Annotated in this window: 15 protein-coding genes and 1 pseudogene; 5 read left to right on the forward strand and 11 right to left on the reverse strand. The window is 62.3% G+C overall.

Annotated elements, in window-relative coordinates; translation table 11 throughout:
- On the forward strand, nt 1-974 hold a 974-nt coding region (locus EN857_RS09350), incomplete at its 5' end, for a tetratricopeptide repeat protein (RefSeq protein ID WP_135858486.1).
- A 257-nt stretch (nt 975-1,231) separates the two neighbouring features.
- Here EN857_RS09350 and EN857_RS09355 read toward each other — a convergent pair.
- From EN857_RS09355 to EN857_RS09375, 5 genes are read right to left on the reverse strand one after another with little or no spacing between them, the layout of a single operon-like run.
- Nucleotides 1,232-2,263 (reverse strand): extracellular solute-binding protein, encoded by a 1,032-nt coding sequence (locus EN857_RS09355; RefSeq protein WP_127308713.1) that lies wholly within the window; start codon nt 2,261-2,263, stop codon nt 1,232-1,234.
- Between the two features lie 25 nt (nt 2,264-2,288).
- Nucleotides 2,289-3,095, reverse strand: a complete 807-nt coding sequence (locus tag EN857_RS09360) for an ABC transporter permease (protein ID WP_127284784.1) — start codon at nt 3,093-3,095, stop codon at nt 2,289-2,291.
- On the reverse strand, nt 3,085-4,011 hold the full coding sequence (locus EN857_RS09365) for an ABC transporter permease (RefSeq protein ID WP_127284780.1): 927 nt from the start codon (nt 4,009-4,011) through the stop codon (nt 3,085-3,087). The genes EN857_RS09360 and EN857_RS09365 overlap by 11 nt, the downstream gene beginning before the upstream one ends.
- Entirely contained in the window at nt 3,995-5,140 is a 1,146-nt protein-coding gene (locus EN857_RS09370; protein WP_127308714.1) for an ABC transporter ATP-binding protein, read from the reverse strand. The genes EN857_RS09365 and EN857_RS09370 overlap by 17 nt, the downstream gene beginning before the upstream one ends.
- Nucleotide 5,141: 1 nt before the next feature.
- The gene (locus EN857_RS09375; RefSeq protein WP_127390795.1) at nt 5,142-6,800 is read right to left on the reverse strand and encodes an amidohydrolase; all 1,659 of its coding nucleotides are present in this window, start codon (nt 6,798-6,800) and stop codon (nt 5,142-5,144) included.
- A 158-nt stretch (nt 6,801-6,958) separates the two neighbouring features.
- Between EN857_RS09375 and EN857_RS09380 the strand changes: the two genes are divergently transcribed.
- Nucleotides 6,959-7,690: a GntR family transcriptional regulator gene (locus EN857_RS09380; RefSeq protein WP_127282681.1), complete on the forward strand. Its 732-nt coding sequence runs from the start codon at nt 6,959-6,961 to the stop codon at nt 7,688-7,690.
- Nucleotides 7,691-7,823: 133 nt separating this feature from the next.
- Nucleotides 7,824-8,720 (forward strand): aminoglycoside phosphotransferase family protein, encoded by an 897-nt coding sequence (locus EN857_RS09385; protein ID WP_187331230.1) that lies wholly within the window; start codon nt 7,824-7,826, stop codon nt 8,718-8,720.
- Nucleotides 8,721-8,786: 66 nt separating this feature from the next.
- Here the strand turns inward: EN857_RS09385 and EN857_RS09390 are convergent, their stop codons facing one another.
- Complete coding sequence (locus EN857_RS09390; protein ID WP_127308715.1) at nt 8,787-9,701, reverse strand: LysR family transcriptional regulator; 915 nt, start codon at nt 9,699-9,701, stop codon at nt 8,787-8,789.
- A gap of 93 nt (nt 9,702-9,794) precedes the next feature.
- Between EN857_RS09390 and EN857_RS09395 the strand changes: the two genes are divergently transcribed.
- Both EN857_RS09395 and EN857_RS09400 read left to right on the forward strand, forming a co-directional pair.
- Nucleotides 9,795-10,823 (forward strand): NAD(P)-dependent alcohol dehydrogenase, encoded by a 1,029-nt coding sequence (locus tag EN857_RS09395; RefSeq protein WP_210212270.1) that lies wholly within the window; start codon nt 9,795-9,797, stop codon nt 10,821-10,823.
- 157 nt (nt 10,824-10,980) lie between these two features.
- A pseudogene (locus EN857_RS09400) lies at nt 10,981-11,340 on the forward strand (TetR family transcriptional regulator C-terminal domain-containing protein); the annotation flags it as partial.
- A 37-nt stretch (nt 11,341-11,377) separates the two neighbouring features.
- Here the strand turns inward: EN857_RS09400 and EN857_RS09405 are convergent.
- Genes EN857_RS09405 through EN857_RS09425 form a run of 5 tightly spaced genes read right to left on the reverse strand, consistent with a single transcriptional unit; the run spans nt 11,378 to nt 16,273 of the window.
- Nucleotides 11,378-12,112: a ribonuclease activity regulator RraA gene (locus EN857_RS09405; protein WP_127308717.1), complete on the reverse strand. Its 735-nt coding sequence runs from the start codon at nt 12,110-12,112 to the stop codon at nt 11,378-11,380.
- A gap of 23 nt (nt 12,113-12,135) precedes the next feature.
- A complete protein-coding gene (locus EN857_RS09410) occupies nt 12,136-13,299 on the reverse strand; it encodes a mandelate racemase/muconate lactonizing enzyme family protein (RefSeq protein WP_127390794.1) in 1,164 nt (387 codons plus the stop codon).
- Between the two features lie 31 nt (nt 13,300-13,330).
- Complete coding sequence (locus tag EN857_RS09415; protein WP_127308719.1) at nt 13,331-14,428, reverse strand: ABC transporter ATP-binding protein; 1,098 nt, start codon at nt 14,426-14,428, stop codon at nt 13,331-13,333.
- Between the two features lie 10 nt (nt 14,429-14,438).
- Nucleotides 14,439-15,329 (reverse strand): carbohydrate ABC transporter permease, encoded by an 891-nt coding sequence (locus EN857_RS09420; protein WP_127308720.1) that lies wholly within the window; start codon nt 15,327-15,329, stop codon nt 14,439-14,441.
- Complete coding sequence (locus EN857_RS09425; protein ID WP_127308721.1) at nt 15,326-16,273, reverse strand: sugar ABC transporter permease; 948 nt, start codon at nt 16,271-16,273, stop codon at nt 15,326-15,328. The genes EN857_RS09420 and EN857_RS09425 overlap by 4 nt, the downstream gene beginning before the upstream one ends.
- Nucleotides 16,274-16,303 lie beyond the last annotated feature (30 nt).

The following is a 16,303-nucleotide window of genomic DNA, read 5'->3' on the forward strand; positions in this document are numbered from 1 at the left end:
GCGTGCGCAAGGCGGCGAGCAGGATTCGCATCACCGGGCAGCTTATCGACGCGACAACGGGAGCACATCTATGGGCCGACCGTTTCGACGGCGGGCTGGAGGACGTTTTTGACCTGCAGGAGGAAGTCACCCGCAGTGTCGTTGGAGCGATCGCTCCGAAGCTGGAACAGGCAGAGATCGAGCGGGCCAAGCGCAAGCCGACCGAGCACCTTGACGCTTACGACTACTATCTGCGCGGGATAGCAAGCCTCCACCAGTTGACCAGGGAATCCACCGCAGACGCCCTTCAGTTGTTTTACAAAGCCATCGAACTCGACCCTGAATTTGCCTCGGCATACGGCATGGCCGCCTGGTGTGCCGTCATGCGCAAGGCCAACGGCTGGATGACGGATCGCAAGCAGGAAACCGCCGAAACCGAGCGCCTGGCTCTGAAGGCCGTGGATTTGGGCAGGGATGACGCGATCGCTCTTTCCCGCGGCGGGACCGCGCTCGCCTACGTCGTGGGCGACAATAATAGCGGGGCAGCGTTCATTGATCGCGCGCTTGCGCTCAATCCGAACCTGGCTACCGCGTGGCTATTCAGCGGCTGGGTCAGGGCCGACCTCGGCGATACGGAAACTTCGCTCCGGCACCTGGCGACCGCGATACGCATGAGCCCAGTCGACCCGCTCATGTTCGACATGCAGAATGCGGTTGCGGTGGCTCATCTCTTCGCTGGTCGATTTGAGGAGGCATCATCTTGGGCTGAAAGGTCGTTGCGGGAAAAGCCCGACTTTTTGGGGTCGTTGCGCTTTGCCGCTGCAAGCTATGCTCACGCGGGCCGAACCGAGGATGCGCAAAAAGTGGTGAGCCGAATGCTCGCCCTCGATCCCGGCCAACGAATTTCCAATCTCGCCGACGTCGTTTCAACTAGCCGTCCGGCCGATATGGCTCTGCTTGCAGAAGGTTTGCGAAAGGCGGGGCTGCCGGAATAGCGCTGTCAGGCTGGCGCATCGATCGCGAGTTGGTAGTTATGACGTGGGCAGCCTGGTGGCACGATGTCGCCGCCAGATAGCAACCAGATCCGTCATGTCGGCGGCCCTCGCGACCAATGGGGTTGGGGTTTCGATTAGCCCAAGCGGCGCAGGCGATCGCTCATTGGCTGGAAGTCACGTGTGCCTGCCAGGGGTCCCCGGATAATTGAGATTCGGGGGCTCCGGCGGAGAATGGGTCTCCGCCGGAGCACGCAACATCACTTCATCAGGTCGGTCCAGATACGGGTATAGAGTTCGTCGACCTCGGCGGGGCAGACTTCCTGCCAGCCGCCGGCGGCAATGTACTCCGCCGGAATGTTCAACTCGGGCGCGGCCTTGATGTCGTCGCGCATGAATTGGGTCGAGCCCTTGATGCCGTTGGCATAGGTCGCGAAGTTCGAAATCAGGGCCGCGTTTTCAGGCGCCATGATGAAGTTCAGGAACTTCTTGGCATTGTCCGGATGCGGCGCGTCGGCGAGAATTGCTACGCTGTCCATGAACAGCGAATAGCCTTCCTTGGGGAAGCCGAGCTTTATGTCGGCATTGACCTGCCGCGCCCGGAATGCGGCGCCATTGTAGTAGAGCTGGGCCAGCGTATCGCGGCTGTCCATCTTTTCGATGCCGTAATCCATCGAGACCCAGGACTTCTTGGCTTCAAGCAGCTTGTCTCGAACCTTCTTCAGCAGCGCCTTGTCTCCGGTGCACCAAGTGCCGCCCACGTACCGGATGGCGGCATAGAGAACATCGTTCTTCTCGGGCACGACATTGATCTTGCCCTTCAGTTCCTGCGGCGGATCGAGCCAGATTGCGCTGGTGTTGATGTCACCCTTGTAGACGGAAGTGGCAACGACCGGCCCAGTCATACCCCACTGCCACGGCACAGAGTAATGACGGCCCGGATCCCAGCTGACATTCACCCAGCGTTCGTCGACATTCTTGAAATTCGGCATCTGGTCGGGCCGCGATTCAAGGAGGAGCCCCTCTTTGATCCAGATCGGCACGAAATTGGCCGACGGAACCACCATGTCGAAACCCGAGCCGCCCGCCCTGACCTTGGACAGCGCGGTATCGTTGGAGTCGTAGTCCGTCACCGTGACCTTGATGCCGGTTTCCTTCTTGAATTTTTCCAGGAGTTCCGGGCTGGTGTAGTTGCCCCAGTTGTAGAGGCTCAATTCTTCCTCCGCGAGGGCCGCTGAACTTGCTGCCGCGAGCAGCATCGCCGATGTCAGCGCCGTCAATATGGATCGCATGCTTGTCACTCCTCTGTAAGGTTGCTTATTTTTTGCGGTTGATCAGATGCACGGCCGTCACCAGAAGGATCGAGGGCACCAGAAGCATGGTGGCGGCAGCATTGACTTCGGGGGTCATGTCTCGACGGATCTGACCCAGCATGTAGGTCGGCAGGGTTTCCTGTCCGCCGGACTTCACCAGATCGGTGATGACGACATCATCGAGCGAAATGACGAAGGCCAGCATGAAACCCGCTACGATGCCGGGCGCCAGCCTCGGAAGCGTCACATGCAGGAACGCCTTCCACGGATCCGCATAGAGATCGGCTGCCGCGGTTTCGAGGGTCAGATCCATGCCTTCCAGCCGAGCGCGGATCGGCAGATACGCAAACGGGATGCAGAAGGCCGTGTGCGCCAGGACCAGATAGCCGGTGCCCGAGTAGCCGGTTGCCGACTTGACTGCGGCGAACACGATCAGAAGCGAGATGGCCGTTACGATTTCAGGAACGATCAGAGGCTGGTTGATCAGGGCGTAGGAGACCAACTGCCCGCGATAGGCGTCGGTTCGGGTCATGGCAATGGCAGCCATCGTGGCCATGACGGTCGCCAGGACGCCGGCCACGGTGGCAAGAAACAAAGAGAAGAGGGCTGCGTTAATGATCAGGTCGTTGTGCCAGGCCTTGACGAACCAATCGAACGAGAAGCCGCCCCAGACGCCGAGCGAGGAGGTCGCGTTGAAGGCGAACACGACGAGGATGAGGATCGGCAAATAGAGAGCGACGATCGCCAATCGCGCAATGATGCTGAAGCCTGGCTGCGCCTTCAAATCGAATGCGTGCTGACTAGCCGCCATGCGCATTCTCCTTACCCGAACTTCCGCGGATGTAGATGATGAGCGCCACTGTCACGATCACCAGGAGGCAGATGGACAGTGCTGCCCCGAGGGGCCAGTTTCGACCCTGACCGAACTGCAGTTCGATCAGGTTGCCCATCATCATGTTCTTTCCCCCGCCCAGGACGCGCGGCGTCACATAGGCGCCGATTGCGGGGATGAAGACGAGGATCGATCCGGCGATCAGGCCCGGCTTGCAGGAGGGGATGACGATATGCCAAAGCACCTTTGAGCGCGTCGCATAAAGATCGTACCCTGCCTCAACAAGGTTGAAATCCATCCGCTCGAGGCTCGCATAGATCGGCAGCACCATGAGCGGCAGGTAGACGTAGACGAGCCCCAGGAGAACCGCCCCGTCCGTGAAAAGCATCTGCATGGGCTTGTCGATCAACCCGGCCCAGATGAGGATGTTGTTGACCGGCCCCTGATTGGACAGGAGGCCCATGATCGCGAAGGTGCGGATCAGAAGATTGGTCCAAAAGGGGATCGTGATCAGCAGCATCCATTGGGACCGGACCTGCTCGGGCCGGGTGGCGATGTAATAGGCGGTCGGGAAGCCGATGAGCAGCGTGGCCAGCGTCGCTACCAGTGCCAGTTTGATGGAACGCCAGAAGATGATGAGATTGGCGTCGGCCAGTACGAGCGTGTCGTCAAAGGGATCCCGCTCCACAAAGACATTCGTCCAGCCGTCGAGGCTGAAGTGACCGAGCGCGACCCCGCCGAAGGCACCCTTTGCCATCACCGAATAGACAAGCATCACTGCAAGCGGCCCGACAGAGGCGATCACGATGGTCGCTAGCGCCGGCGCCTTGAGCAACCAGCGGCGCCGGCCTTCGGCGGTTCGGCGTGTGGCCGCCATCTCAGCGATGCTGGACATGGTCGCCTCCGAGCAGCCGGGCGCTATGGCTATGGATTCGCAGCCATACCTGTGTGCCGGACGTCCTGATTTTCTCTTGTTCCGGGCTGTTGGTCAGGCGGGCCGTGAAAGTCGAACCGTCGTTCAGGCGCAATTGAAGGCGGGTGTCCGTCCCAACGAAAACCTCGTCCTCGACGACTGCAGGAATGCAGTCCGATGACGGGGAGTCGAGGACGTCGACATGTTCCGGGCGGATCAGGACCTGAACCGTCCCGTCGCCGGAAGTTCCGGCTTTGCCGTAGGCGGTAGCGACAGCGCCAGCAATTCTGACCTGGTGAGCATCCGCAGCCGCCTGCCCGACAAGCCGGCCGCTCAGAATGTTCGATTCGCCGATGAAGTCGGCGACGAACCTGTCCACCGGAGCGTTGTAGATTTCCCGCGGACGGCCAACCTGGAGCACCCGTCCACGGTTCATGACGGCAATGCGATCGGACATTGCCAGGGCCTCCTCCTGATCGTGCGTCACGAAGATAAAAGTGATGCCGGTTTCGGTTTGGAGCCGCTTCAGTTCGACCTGCATTTCCTTTCTCAGCTTGTAGTCGAGGGCCGACAACGGTTCATCGAGCAAAAGCACTTCCGGTTGCGGAGCCAGAGCGCGGGCCAGGGCGACACGCTGCTGTTGCCCGCCGGAGATTTCACTGGTCCGCCGGTCGGCAAGCGTTTCCATCCGCACGAGTTTCAGCATCGCGGCCACGCGATCCACGCTCCGGGACTTCGTCCAGCCCAGCATTTTCAGTCCGAAACCGATGTTCTCGGCGACAGACATGTGGGGAAAGAGTGCGTAGTTCTGGAAAACCGTGTTGATGGGCCGCCGAAACGGCGGAAGCGCCGCAATGTCCTTGCCGCGGAGCAGGATTTGTCCATTGGTCGGAAAGTTGAACCCGGCGATCAGCCTCAGAAGGGTCGTTTTTCCGCAGCCGGACGGACCCAGCAACGTAAAGAACTCGTTTTCGGCAATGTCGATCGACACATCGTCAAGCGCCAGAAAGGCCGAAGCGCCGGTCCCATAACTCTTATGCAGGCCGATCGCCTGGACCGCCAGGCGACGATCGGCGGTTTGCGGCTGGATGGGTTGGGACAATGCCAGCATATCAGGCCTCGAAGGTCACGCGACCGCCGCAGACGGTGAGTGCGGGTGAGAGGGTGTTGATCTCCTCGGGTGAAACGGCCTCGATATCGCCGGATAGGAGGACAAAATCGGCGAAATGACCGGGTTTGAGTTGTCCCTTCCGGTCCTCCGCGTGTTCGGCATAGGCGCCTTCGATCGTGTAGGCCGCAATCGCCTCGTGGACGGTGTAGCTCTGGTCTGGCAGATGCGGCGCCCAGGGCTTGCGGTTGACGGCCGCGTGGATGCCAGCCAGGACATCAATTCGCGCCACCGGCCAATCCGACGCGAAGACAACATGGGCTCCCGCCTGCTTTAAGGTCCGCCAGGCATAGGCAAGCGGCCAGCGATAGGGCCCGATGCGGGTCTTGGCCGGTTCAAGCGGGAAATCCATCACGCCTGGGGGATGCGCCGGCTGCATGGATGCGATCGCGCCAAGGGCAGCAAAGCGCGGAATGTCGGTGGGCTGGATGACCTCGATGTGCTCGACCCGGTGGCGCGCGTCCCGCGGGCCATTGGCCTTCACGGCGGCTTCATAGCCGTTCAGGACCGAGCGCACCGCGCCGTCGCCGATCGCGTGCACGGCGATCTGCAAACCGCGCCGGTCCGCCTCGATCGCCATTTCCGTGAATTGGGCCTGGGTGAAGAGCGGTTCCCCGGTGAAGTCGGGCCTGTCAGCATAGCCGTCGACGAGATAAGCGGTGTAGCCTTCGATCACGCCGTCATAAAACGCCTTCACGAGACCGGAATTCAGCCAGTCTCCGCGATAGTCGTCATTCATGCGGGACGCCTTTTCCAGCATGGCCACCGTCATGAAGTTCTTGAAATGGAAGGGAACCTTGACGCGGCAGAGCAGGGCGCCCTGTTCCTGGATCTCGGTGAGCAGTTCCAGCGTGTAAAGATTTCCGTCCATGTTGTGGATCGACGTGATCCCGTGCCTGGCGCACCAGGCCAGGGCGGCTTTTATGGATGCCCGGTCCAGCGCCCTTTCCTCTGGCGTTGGCGGTTCGGGCGGCTCGCCTCCCGTGGAAAGCCCCAGCGACGAACGAAAGGTGCCGGCATAGACATTGACCGGTCCGAAGGCCTCGACTTCGCGCAGTTCGCCGGTGGCGAGGGCGTCCCCGCCCATGACCACCTCGTTGCCGGGCCCCAGTGCCTTTCCATGGAGAAGCCCGACTTCCTTGAGCAGTATGGTATTCGCCCACATCGTGTGATGGTCGAAGGCCACGAAGGCCAGCGGCCGGTCATCGAGAATGCTGTCGAGGAAATGCCGGTCGATCGGCCTGCCGTCGAGCATGTCGTAATCGGCACCTTGGCAGAAAAGGACCTTCGCCTCCGGATTTGCCGCCGCGTGAGCCCGCACTTTGTCGCGGATCGCGGCTTCACCCTTCGTGCCCGTCAGCAACAGGTCATTGAGGATGGCGCCGCCGCCAAACACATGCATGTGCGCTTCGATGAAGCCCGGCAGCACGCTTCGGCCGGCAGCGTCGATTATCCGCGTCGAATTGCCGGCAAGCGGCAGCACTTCGGTTGCGTCGCCAACAGCGAGGATTCGTCCGTTGGCGATTGCCATCGCAGAAGCCGTCGGCCGGGTCGGGTCCATGGTCAGAATTCTTGCGTTCGTGACCACCATGTCTGCTTGCATCAATGACGTTCCCCCAGCCTGCCCAATTCCCCTTTCGGGTAGGGCAGCAATTGACTACGCTTTTTGCATACTTTGTTGTATACAATATGCGCTTGCGAATGCGCGAGTCAACCGGTACCTATTTGCCGCGTTGACGCCAGCCGGTGTTAGGAGCCCCGATGAACGACGTTGCCCGCGGCCATTTGCGTCAGTCGACCTATGAATCGATCAAGGCGATGATCGTGACCGGGCAGCTGTCACCGGGTAGGCGAATTACGGAACTCGAGCTCGTCGAACAGCTTCAGGTCAGCCGGACGCCGGTGCGCGAGGCGCTCAATCGATTGGAGCGTGACGGGCTTGTGGTCGAACGTCCCCGCACCGGATTTGCGGTGGTTCAATTTGACGAGACGATGCTTCGGAATGTGTTCGACATCCGGGCTGAGCTGGACGCCTATGCGACGACCTTGGCGATCGCCCGCATCACCCTCGATGAAGTGGAGCTGCTGCGCGGCTTGGTCGCGGACTGCGAGCGCCTGGCGCAAACCGATTCGGCTCCTCGCGCCCGGCTGGAAGAGATGCAGACCGGCATGGAAATCCATCGCGCAATCGCGCGATTTAGCGCCAACGCCATGCTCGCGGAAATGCTGAACGGACTTTTGGACAAGTGCCAGGTCTATGTCTGGATGGAGTTGACCCAGTTGAACGACTGGAAGGCGGCGCGTGACGACCATCACATGATCGTTGAAGCGATCGCTGCCGGGGACGCCGACACGGCCTGCCGCGAATCCCGCCGTCATATCCGGCAATCGAGGGATGGCATCCTGGACCTCATGCTCAGGCAGCGCGATCTGCGCGACCTGTATCTATCCCGGACCGAGGAGTTGCAGACGCGGCCGGGTCTGGCTGTTTAGGCTTCGCAAAATTGACGTTTCTGCTGGTGTCATCTGCCGGGACATCTGGCGCTGTGTGACGTGGCGGATGCGGACATGCCATCGACGCTTGTCCCGCCATTCGGCGAAGAATTGGCAGGGAGACGCCAGCACCATGATGCACTCGGACCAGATCCATATCGATGCGGATATCGTTCGCGCGATGGTCTTCGACCAGTTCCCGGAGCACCGCCACGAGAAGATCGAGCAGCTTGGCGCGATCGGTACGGTCAATGCAATCTTCAGGATCGGATCGAGTGTAGCGGCAAGATTCCCGCTGCGTGCGATGGCGCCTGTCGAGTGCGCCAATATGCTGCGCAACGAAGCCGCGGCCATGACCGAGTTTGCCGCGCATTCTTCGGTTGCCTGTCCTCGACCGCTCGGGCTTGGTCAACCGGGCCCGCTCTATCCGCTGCCTTGGGCAATGCAGAGTTGGATAGAAGGTGACGTTGCCACGCACGATGGGCTTGCTGCTTGCGCGACCTTCGCACGCGACATTGCCAGGCTGATTGCGGCGCTGCGGGCAGCGACCACGGATGGACGTCGTTTTGATGGGCAAGGGAGGGGCGGCAGTCTTCCGGACCACGACGAGTGGATGTCGATCTGTTTCAACAACAGCGAGGGTCTCCTGGACGTGTCTCGGCTCCGTCGCATCTGGGCTCGGCTGCGTGAACTGCCGCCGTCCGGTCCCGACGTTCTGGGCCATCGCGATCTTATTCCGGCCAACCTGCTGGTGCGTGGGGACCGCCTTGTTGGTGTGCTCGACTGCGGCAGCTTCGGACCGGCCGACCCGGCCTTGGATCTTGTCGCCGCATGGCATCTTTTTGATCGCAGTCGGCGCGAAACCGTGCGTGCCCATCTTGGATCAAGCCAGCTCGAGTGGCAGCGCGGAGCGGCATGGGCCTTCCAGCAGGCGATGGGCCTGGTCTGGTACTATCGGAGCACCAACCCCGCCATGAGTGCGCTTGGCCGCTCGACGCTCTCCCGCATCATCGACGATCTGGAAATCTGATCCGAACCTGGGCGTCGTTCGGGCCTAAGTTCCTTCACAAGCGCAGGGAACCTGCGTAGCGGCAGCTCATGACCGCTCGTGCAGCAAGGCGGCGTGGGCGACCAATGCATCGATGATCACGCGCATGCGCGGCGGTACGACGCGGCCGGCGCTCCACAGCAGGTGGATGGGGGCAGTGTCCACGGCCGAGCTCATCAGCACTGGCACCAGCTCGCCGCGACGCAAGCTGTTGCCGGCGAGCCAGTCGGGCAGGAAGGCAATGCCGCAGCCGGCGACCGCCGCCTGCAACAGCGCATCGCCGTCGCCGATCATCAGCCTGGCTTGCGGCTGGTAGAGCATGGTTCCGTTGCCATCGGGCAGTGGCCATGGGTTGATGAAGTCGCGCCGGCCGTAGACCAGCAGCGCATGCTGGGCCAGCCCTTGGATATCGGCGGGTGTCCCGGCCGTGGCCAGGTAGGCGGGGCTGGCGCACAACAGCGAACGCTGCGTGCCCAGCCGTCGGGCGGTCCGTGAGGCATTGTCCGCGAGAGGGCCGAGGCGCACGGCGAGGTCGATGCCGTCGTCGACAAGGTCGGCGCGGTGGTCATCGAAGCCGATCTCGAGCCGGAGCGCCGGATGGTCCTTGGCCAGCCCGAACAGCACCGGCGCCACCCAGCGGCGGCCAAAGGCCAGCGGCAGAGCTAGCCGCACCACGCCCGCCGGCGCCTGTCGCCCGGCGGCGATGACGTCCTGTGCCTCGCTGAGCCCCGCAAGCGCGCGCCGGCAGGCCTCGTAGTAGATCTCGCCGTCGGCCGTCAGGCTCAAGCGGCGGGTTGTCCGGTTGAGCAGGCGCACGCCCAGCCGCTGCTCGAGCTGCAGCACCTTGCGACCGACGGCCGATTTGGTCAGGCGTAGCCGCGCCGCCGCTGCGGTAAAGGTGCCCGCATCGACGGCTTCGACGAAGGCGAGGGCGCCCCCAAGGCTGCCAGCTATGAGGCTCATTGTATATCCAATCGCAACGATCTTCCGACAAATTCGCACCATTGTAGCTGAATGCGCGATGGTAATACAGGCCGACAGGGTTGGAGATGCGCAATGGATGACATGACTGAAGCCTGGCGCATGACCGGGTTTGGGCTCGACAAGCTGGTACGCGGGGCGGTGCCGTTGCCGTCGGTCGGCCGGCGCGCGCTGTTGGTCGCGGTGCGCGCGGTGGCGCTCAACTTCAAGGACCTGCTGTTGATCGATGGCAAGTTGCCGGCGATGTCGCTGCCCTTCGTGCCGGCGTCGGACGCGGTGGGCGAGGTGGTCGCCATCGGGTCTGAAGTGACGCGTTTCCGCGTCGGCGACCGCGTGTTAGGGCAGGTGATTGCCGACTGGGCCGACGGCGATGGGCCGCCGGTGTTGCACAGACAGACGCTGGGGTTGTCGCTGCCGGGCGTGCTGGCGCGCCACGTCGTGTTCGGCGAGGACGCCGCCGTGCCGGCGCCGGCTTCGCTTGGCGACGAGGAAGCAGCGACTTTGCCAATCGCGGCGCTCACCGCCTGGTCGGCGTTGGTCGAGTCCAGACGGTCGCGGCCGGGCACGACCGTACTTATCGAAGGAACCGGCGGCGTGGCGCTATTTGCACTGCAATTCGCGCTGGCCTTCGGGCAAGTCCCTATCCTGATGTCGCGCCACGCCGACAAGCTCGAACGCGCCCGGATGCTAGGGGCAAGGCTCTGCGTCGACGCCGGCGCCAACCCCGACTGGACCGCACAAGTGCGGACGCTTACGGGCGGGCGCGGGGTCGACCATGTACTGGAGCTGATCGGCGGCGCCAATCTGCGGCAATCGATCGAGACAGTGGCAGCCGGCGGACTTGTATCCCTCATCGGCCAACTGGCGGGTACCGAGCTGTCCGTGCCGACACCGGTGCTGACGCGCAACCGCATTACGCTGCAGGGCATCGCCACGGGCTCGCGACGGCAGTTCGAGCGCATGAATGTGGCAATCGAGGCGCTGGGCGTCAGACCGGTGATCGATGCCGTCTATCCCTTCGAGGCGGTCCACGAGGCTTTCGAGCACCAGCGGCGCGGGCCGTACGGCAAGGTCGTGGTCAGTCTGGGCCAAATGCCGAGCTAGACAGGCATCCCACCCTGATCGTTTTCGCGACGCCGTTGCAGAGCTTCCCTTACCGCGCGCACGACATCAGCGTTGTCGGGAAAGTATCCCTTGCGCCTCGATGTCACGACCTGACCGGCCACCGCGACCTGGAATACGCCCCCTTTGCCGCGCTGGTCTTGCGCCCCGGCAACGACTGCTGCGGTACCTGGACATCATCTCGGATCGGCTCGCTGCCGATGGCTATGTGCGGGGCTGTCTGATCGGCGACTTCAGCCTGGAGGTGGTCCAGGAGAGCGAGCCGCTGCGCCAACATCTCGTCGCGATGTACCGGGAGTGGCTTCAGCCCTTTAGCGACTGCATCGCGGAGGCCCAGGCTGCCGGGGAAATCGACAGCACGTTCGCTCCACGGGATCTGGCGGAGTTTCTTCTTGCCTCCTGGGAAGGCGCGATCCTGCGCATGAAAGTGGAGCGTTCCGGCGAACCGCTCCGACGGTTCAAGGACATCGCCTTCGCTACCGTTTTTGGTCCGCCATAATTTTCCGATTTGACACTAAGGGGTGGCAAGAACGTCTTCAGGATCTGGCTTTTCGCCACTCCTCGTACTCTCCGCGGGCATCGTCATGCAGCGGATAATAGCGTTGCAACGACCCGCCCTGCATGAGCTTTTCGCGCGAGAATTCCTCCCAATCGTGATGCTTCTGCGCCTCTTCGATCACCTTCGCGGCCATTGCGACGGGAACCACCACCACCCCGTCATCGTCGGCAACGATGATGTCGCCGGGGATCACCGTGACATTGCCGCATGCAATCGGAACGTTGACGGCATTGGGATAGATGCTGGTCTGCACATGGTAATTGGGCGTCCAGCCGCGCAGCCATAGGGGCAGATCGAGCTTCTCGACATTGGGCCGATCGCGCATGCACCCGTCGATGACGATGCCAGCGCCGCCTCTGCCCTTGAAATAGGTCGACATCATATCGCCGAAGACACCCGAACTCATGTCACCGCGCGCGTCGACCACGACCACATCGCCCTCCTGAGCGTGGTAGAGCACGTGCCGGTGCAATTGCGTCTCCGGATCGGCATATTCTCCCTCGTTGAAGAGGTCGGGCCGCTGCGGCAGGAACTGCAGCGTCAGCGCCGGGCCGACGATCGACTTGCCGTGGTTCTGCGCCACCGGACCGACCATATGCGGATTGCGGAAGCCCATGTGACCAAGCGTGCCGGCAACGGTCGCGGCACCGATCTCCCTCAGCGCGTCGATCAGGTCCTTGGACGGCCGGGTGATGTCGGGGCTATGCGTCATGGTGGACTCCGGTTGACGTTGCGCTACCAGTTCGTGACAGAACCATCGCGGCGCTTGAGGTGGGGTGCTTCCCAGAAACGGAAACTCTGCGCCTGGATCGCCGCCTCGTTGATCTCGACGCCGAGCCCCGGCAGATCGCTGACCGGATAGTCGGGGCCGTCGAGCTGTGGTTGCACCGGGAAGAACTCGGAACTGTCGAAGCCCAGCTTTCTTTCCGGCGCCCTGGTCTCGAGCCAGGCGAAATTCGGCACTGCGGCGGCGAGATGTATGGTCGCGGCGGTGCACACCGGACCAAGGGGATTGTGCGGCATCAGGTCCACATAGTGCGCCTCGCTCCAGCCCGCGACCTTCATCGCTTCGGTGAGCCCGCCGACATTGCAGACATCGAGCCGATTGAACTGATGGATGCCGCGCTCGATGTAGGGCAGGAATTGCCACTTGCTGGCGAATTCCTCGCCGATGGCGAATGGGATGTCGGTCATCGTGCGCAGGGATTCGTAGGCCTCCGGCGTCTCGTCCCGTATCGGCTCCTCCAGGAAATCAAGCACGCCGCGGCCGAGCTTGTTGCAGAAGCTTGCCGCCTCGGCCACCGACAGCCGATGATGGTAGTCGATGCCGAGCACGAGGTCGTTGCCCAGCGCCTCGCGCGCCCTGTTCAGCATGCTTGCGGTGGCGCCGATCGACTCGCGCGGCTCGAAGATGTCCCTGCTGCTTTGCCCGACGGGAAAGAAGCGTATCGCCTGCCACCCCTGCGCGCGCAGTTCCCCGGCTCGTTCGATGGCGGCTTCGCCCTCGGCCTCGTCTCCGGTCGAGGCGAAGGTCGGGATGCGGTCGCGCTGCTTGCCGCCGAGCAGCTCATAAACCGGCACCCCCAGCGACTTGCCCTTGATGTCGTGCAGGGCGATGTCGATGGCCGAGATGGCCGCCTGCAGGACGCGCCCGCCTTCGAAGTACTGGCTGCGATAGATCTCTTGCCAGATCCGGCCGATCTGCATCGGGTCACGGCCGATGAGGAACTCGCGATAGTGCTCGATCGCGCCGGCCACGGCTTTCTCGCGACCGCTCAAGCCGCTCTCGCCCCAGCCGAAGATGCCCTGATCGGTCTCGATCTTGACCAGCATCTGGTTGCGGGTTCCCACCCACACCGGATAGGGCTTGATCGCCGTGATCTTCAGCTTCGTGGTCATTCACACTCGTTCCACACGCATCCGCCCTGTCTCAGTTGGCCTCGAGGGCCATCTCCGTTTCGCCGTCGAACAGGTGGATGCGCTCCTGGTCGAACTCGAGCCAGATCTGCTCGTCGGGTGCGACGGCGATGGTGGGGGACACGCTGATATTGATGATCGCGCCGGAGAGGAACGCTTGCACGAAGGTGATGTCTCCGGTCGGCTCCACCGTGTAGGCTTTGGCCGGAATGGCGCCGGGAACGGCGCTCTTGTGCAGCTTGATCGTCGAATGTCGCGCACCGAGCACGACCTTCCTGGTGGTCGCTCCCTGGACCTTGCGCGCGTTGAGTTCCGACAGTGCAAGGCTCCAGCCTTCAGCGCTCGTCAGAGCGGTGGCGCCGTTGGCCGTCGATGCCTCCAGCGGAATGAGGCTCATGGCCGGGCTGCCCACGAAGCTCGCGACGAACATGTTGGCGGGATGGGCGAAAACTTGTGCCGGCGAATCGTATTGCTGCAGATAGCCGCCGTTCATCACGGCCATCCTGTCTGCCATGGTGACGGCCTCCAGCTGGTCGTGCGTGACGTAGACGATCGTCGCCTCGAGGTCCTGATGGAAGCGCTTGATTTCGGACCGCATCTGCACGCGCAGCTTTGCGTCGAGGTTGGAGAGCGGTTCGTCCATCAGGAATACCGCCGGATCTCGAACCAGCGCGCGGCCGAGCGCCACGCGCTGCTGTTGCCCGCCCGAAAGTTCGCGCGGCTTGCGCTCGAGCAGTTGCGTCATGTCGAGCACCCGCGCCGCTTCCCTGACCTTCCTGTCGATCTCGTCCTTGGGCAGCTTGCGCATCTGCAGCGGGAAGGCGAGGTTCATATAGACCGACTTTTGCGGATAGAGCGCGTAGTTCTGGAACACCATAGCGATGTCCCGGTCCTTGGGGTCGAGGTCGTTGACCACCCGGTCGCCGATGAGGATGTCGCCCGATGTGATCGGGATCAGCCCAGCGATGAGGTTGAGTGTTGTTGTCTTGCCGCAGCCTGAAGGGCCGACGAGCGCAACGAACTCGCCGTCATCGACCGTCAGCGAAACCTCGTTGACGGCTTTGAAGCCGCCATAGGTCTTGACGAGATCTTTGAGGACCACGTGGGCCATCGGCAACTCCCTAGTGCTTGACCGCGCCTTCGGTAAGGGCGCGTACGAAGTATCGTTGCAGGACGAGGAAGAGGACCACGACGGGCACGCTCATCATGAAGCTGGCAGCCATCAGACCCGGGAAGTCGGTCGTGTTTTCCGAGAAGAAGCGCTGGATACCGACCGGCAATGTCAGCTGCTCGTTCTTGGAGAGGAAGGTGTACGCGTAGATGTATTCGTTCCATGCGCCGATGAAGGAATAGATCGCCGTGGCGATGATGCCTGGCGCCGAGAGCGGCATCACGATCAGGACAAAGGCCTGGAACCGCGTCGCCCCGTCGATGCGCGCCGCCTGCTCGAGCTGCACCGGGATGTTGTCGTAGAAGCCCTTGAGGAGCCAGATTGCCAGCGGCAGGCCGAAGGTGAGGTAGGTGAGAATGAGCGACCCATGCGTGTTCACCAGCCCGATGGCGCGCATCAGGATGAAGAGCGGCACGAGAAAGATCACCGCCGGGAACATGTTGCGCAGCAATACGGCGAAGAACAGGAAGTTCCGGCCGGGAAACGTGAAGCGAGAAAACGCGTAGGCCGCGGGAACCGCCACGATCACCGAAAGGATGGTCGTGGCTGTGGAGACGAAAAGGCTGTTCCAGAAGAAGCGGAGGAAGTCCTGGCCGACGCTGTTCTGCGGATCGAGCAGCTTCTGGTAGCTGGCAAGGGTTGGTTGGTCAGGCCACCATTGCGGCGGGAACTGCATCGCGGCGAAGCCGGACTTGATCGAGGTGAGCAGCATCCAGATCATCGGCAATGCGGTGTAGAGCAGCATGAATATGAGGAAGATACGCCCGCCCCATCGCCATCCGTCGATGCTCGCACGTCGACGGGCCTGACCCAGGCGGGCTGTCTCGGCGATCGTGCTCATGCGCCTGCATCCTTGCGTTCGTTTCCGCTTAGCGCGCGGACGTAGAAGTAGCCGAGCGTCATCAGGATGAGGAAAAGAAGCACCGAATAGGCCGATGCCACCCCCCAGCGCTGCCGGCCGAAGGCGAGCTCATAGATGTGGGTGATCCAGATGTGCGATGCGTTGGACGGCCCGCCGCCGGTCATGATCCAGGGGATGATGAAGGAATTGAAGTTGGCCACCGCCAGCAGCAGGATCGTCACCGTGGAGACGTTTCTCAAATGCGGGAAGGTGACGTGCCAGAAGCGCTGCCATGCATTGGCGCCGTCGACTTTTGCGGCGCGCAACAACTGCTCGGGGACTGTCTGAAGACCGGCCATCATCATGATCATGGCGAACGGAAACTCCCGCCAGATATTGACGACGATCAGGGAGGGCAGCACCGTGCTGACGCTGTCGATGAAATTCGGCGGCCGATCGGCCAATCCGAGGCCGACCAGTACCGCGCCGATGATTCCAAAGTCCGAATGGTAGATCCACTTCCAGATATAGGATGCGGCGACCGCGCTGATGACCCAGGGAATGATCAGGATGGCGCGCAGCACGCCCCGGCCGACAAACTCGCGATGGAGCGCCAGCGCGCAGGCAAATCCCAGGACAAAGGAGATGAAGGTGGATGCCAGTGTCCAGATAAGGGTGTTGGAGGTGACCTTCCAGAACACCGGACTGGTGAGGATGGCGGTGTAGTTGCCGAAGCCGACGAAGATCTTGTCGCGGAGCTGCAGGCCAGGTGGCGTGTTGAAGAACGACAGCTCGATCGTGTAGTAGATCGGATAAGCGATGACGATCAGCATCACGGCAATCGCAGGAAGCACGTACGCGTAGTCAGCGCGATGCTCCCAAATCTTGCCCGGCAGGGGTCGCAATCTTCGCCGAGCCCCGGTCTTTCCGGCCACGATCGTCACTTTGGCGTGCCCTTGTTTTTCGGAGCGAAC

The organism is Mesorhizobium sp. M4B.F.Ca.ET.214.01.1.1, assembly GCF_004791545.1.
Classification (GTDB): Bacteria; Pseudomonadota; Alphaproteobacteria; order Rhizobiales; family Rhizobiaceae; genus Mesorhizobium; species Mesorhizobium abyssinicae.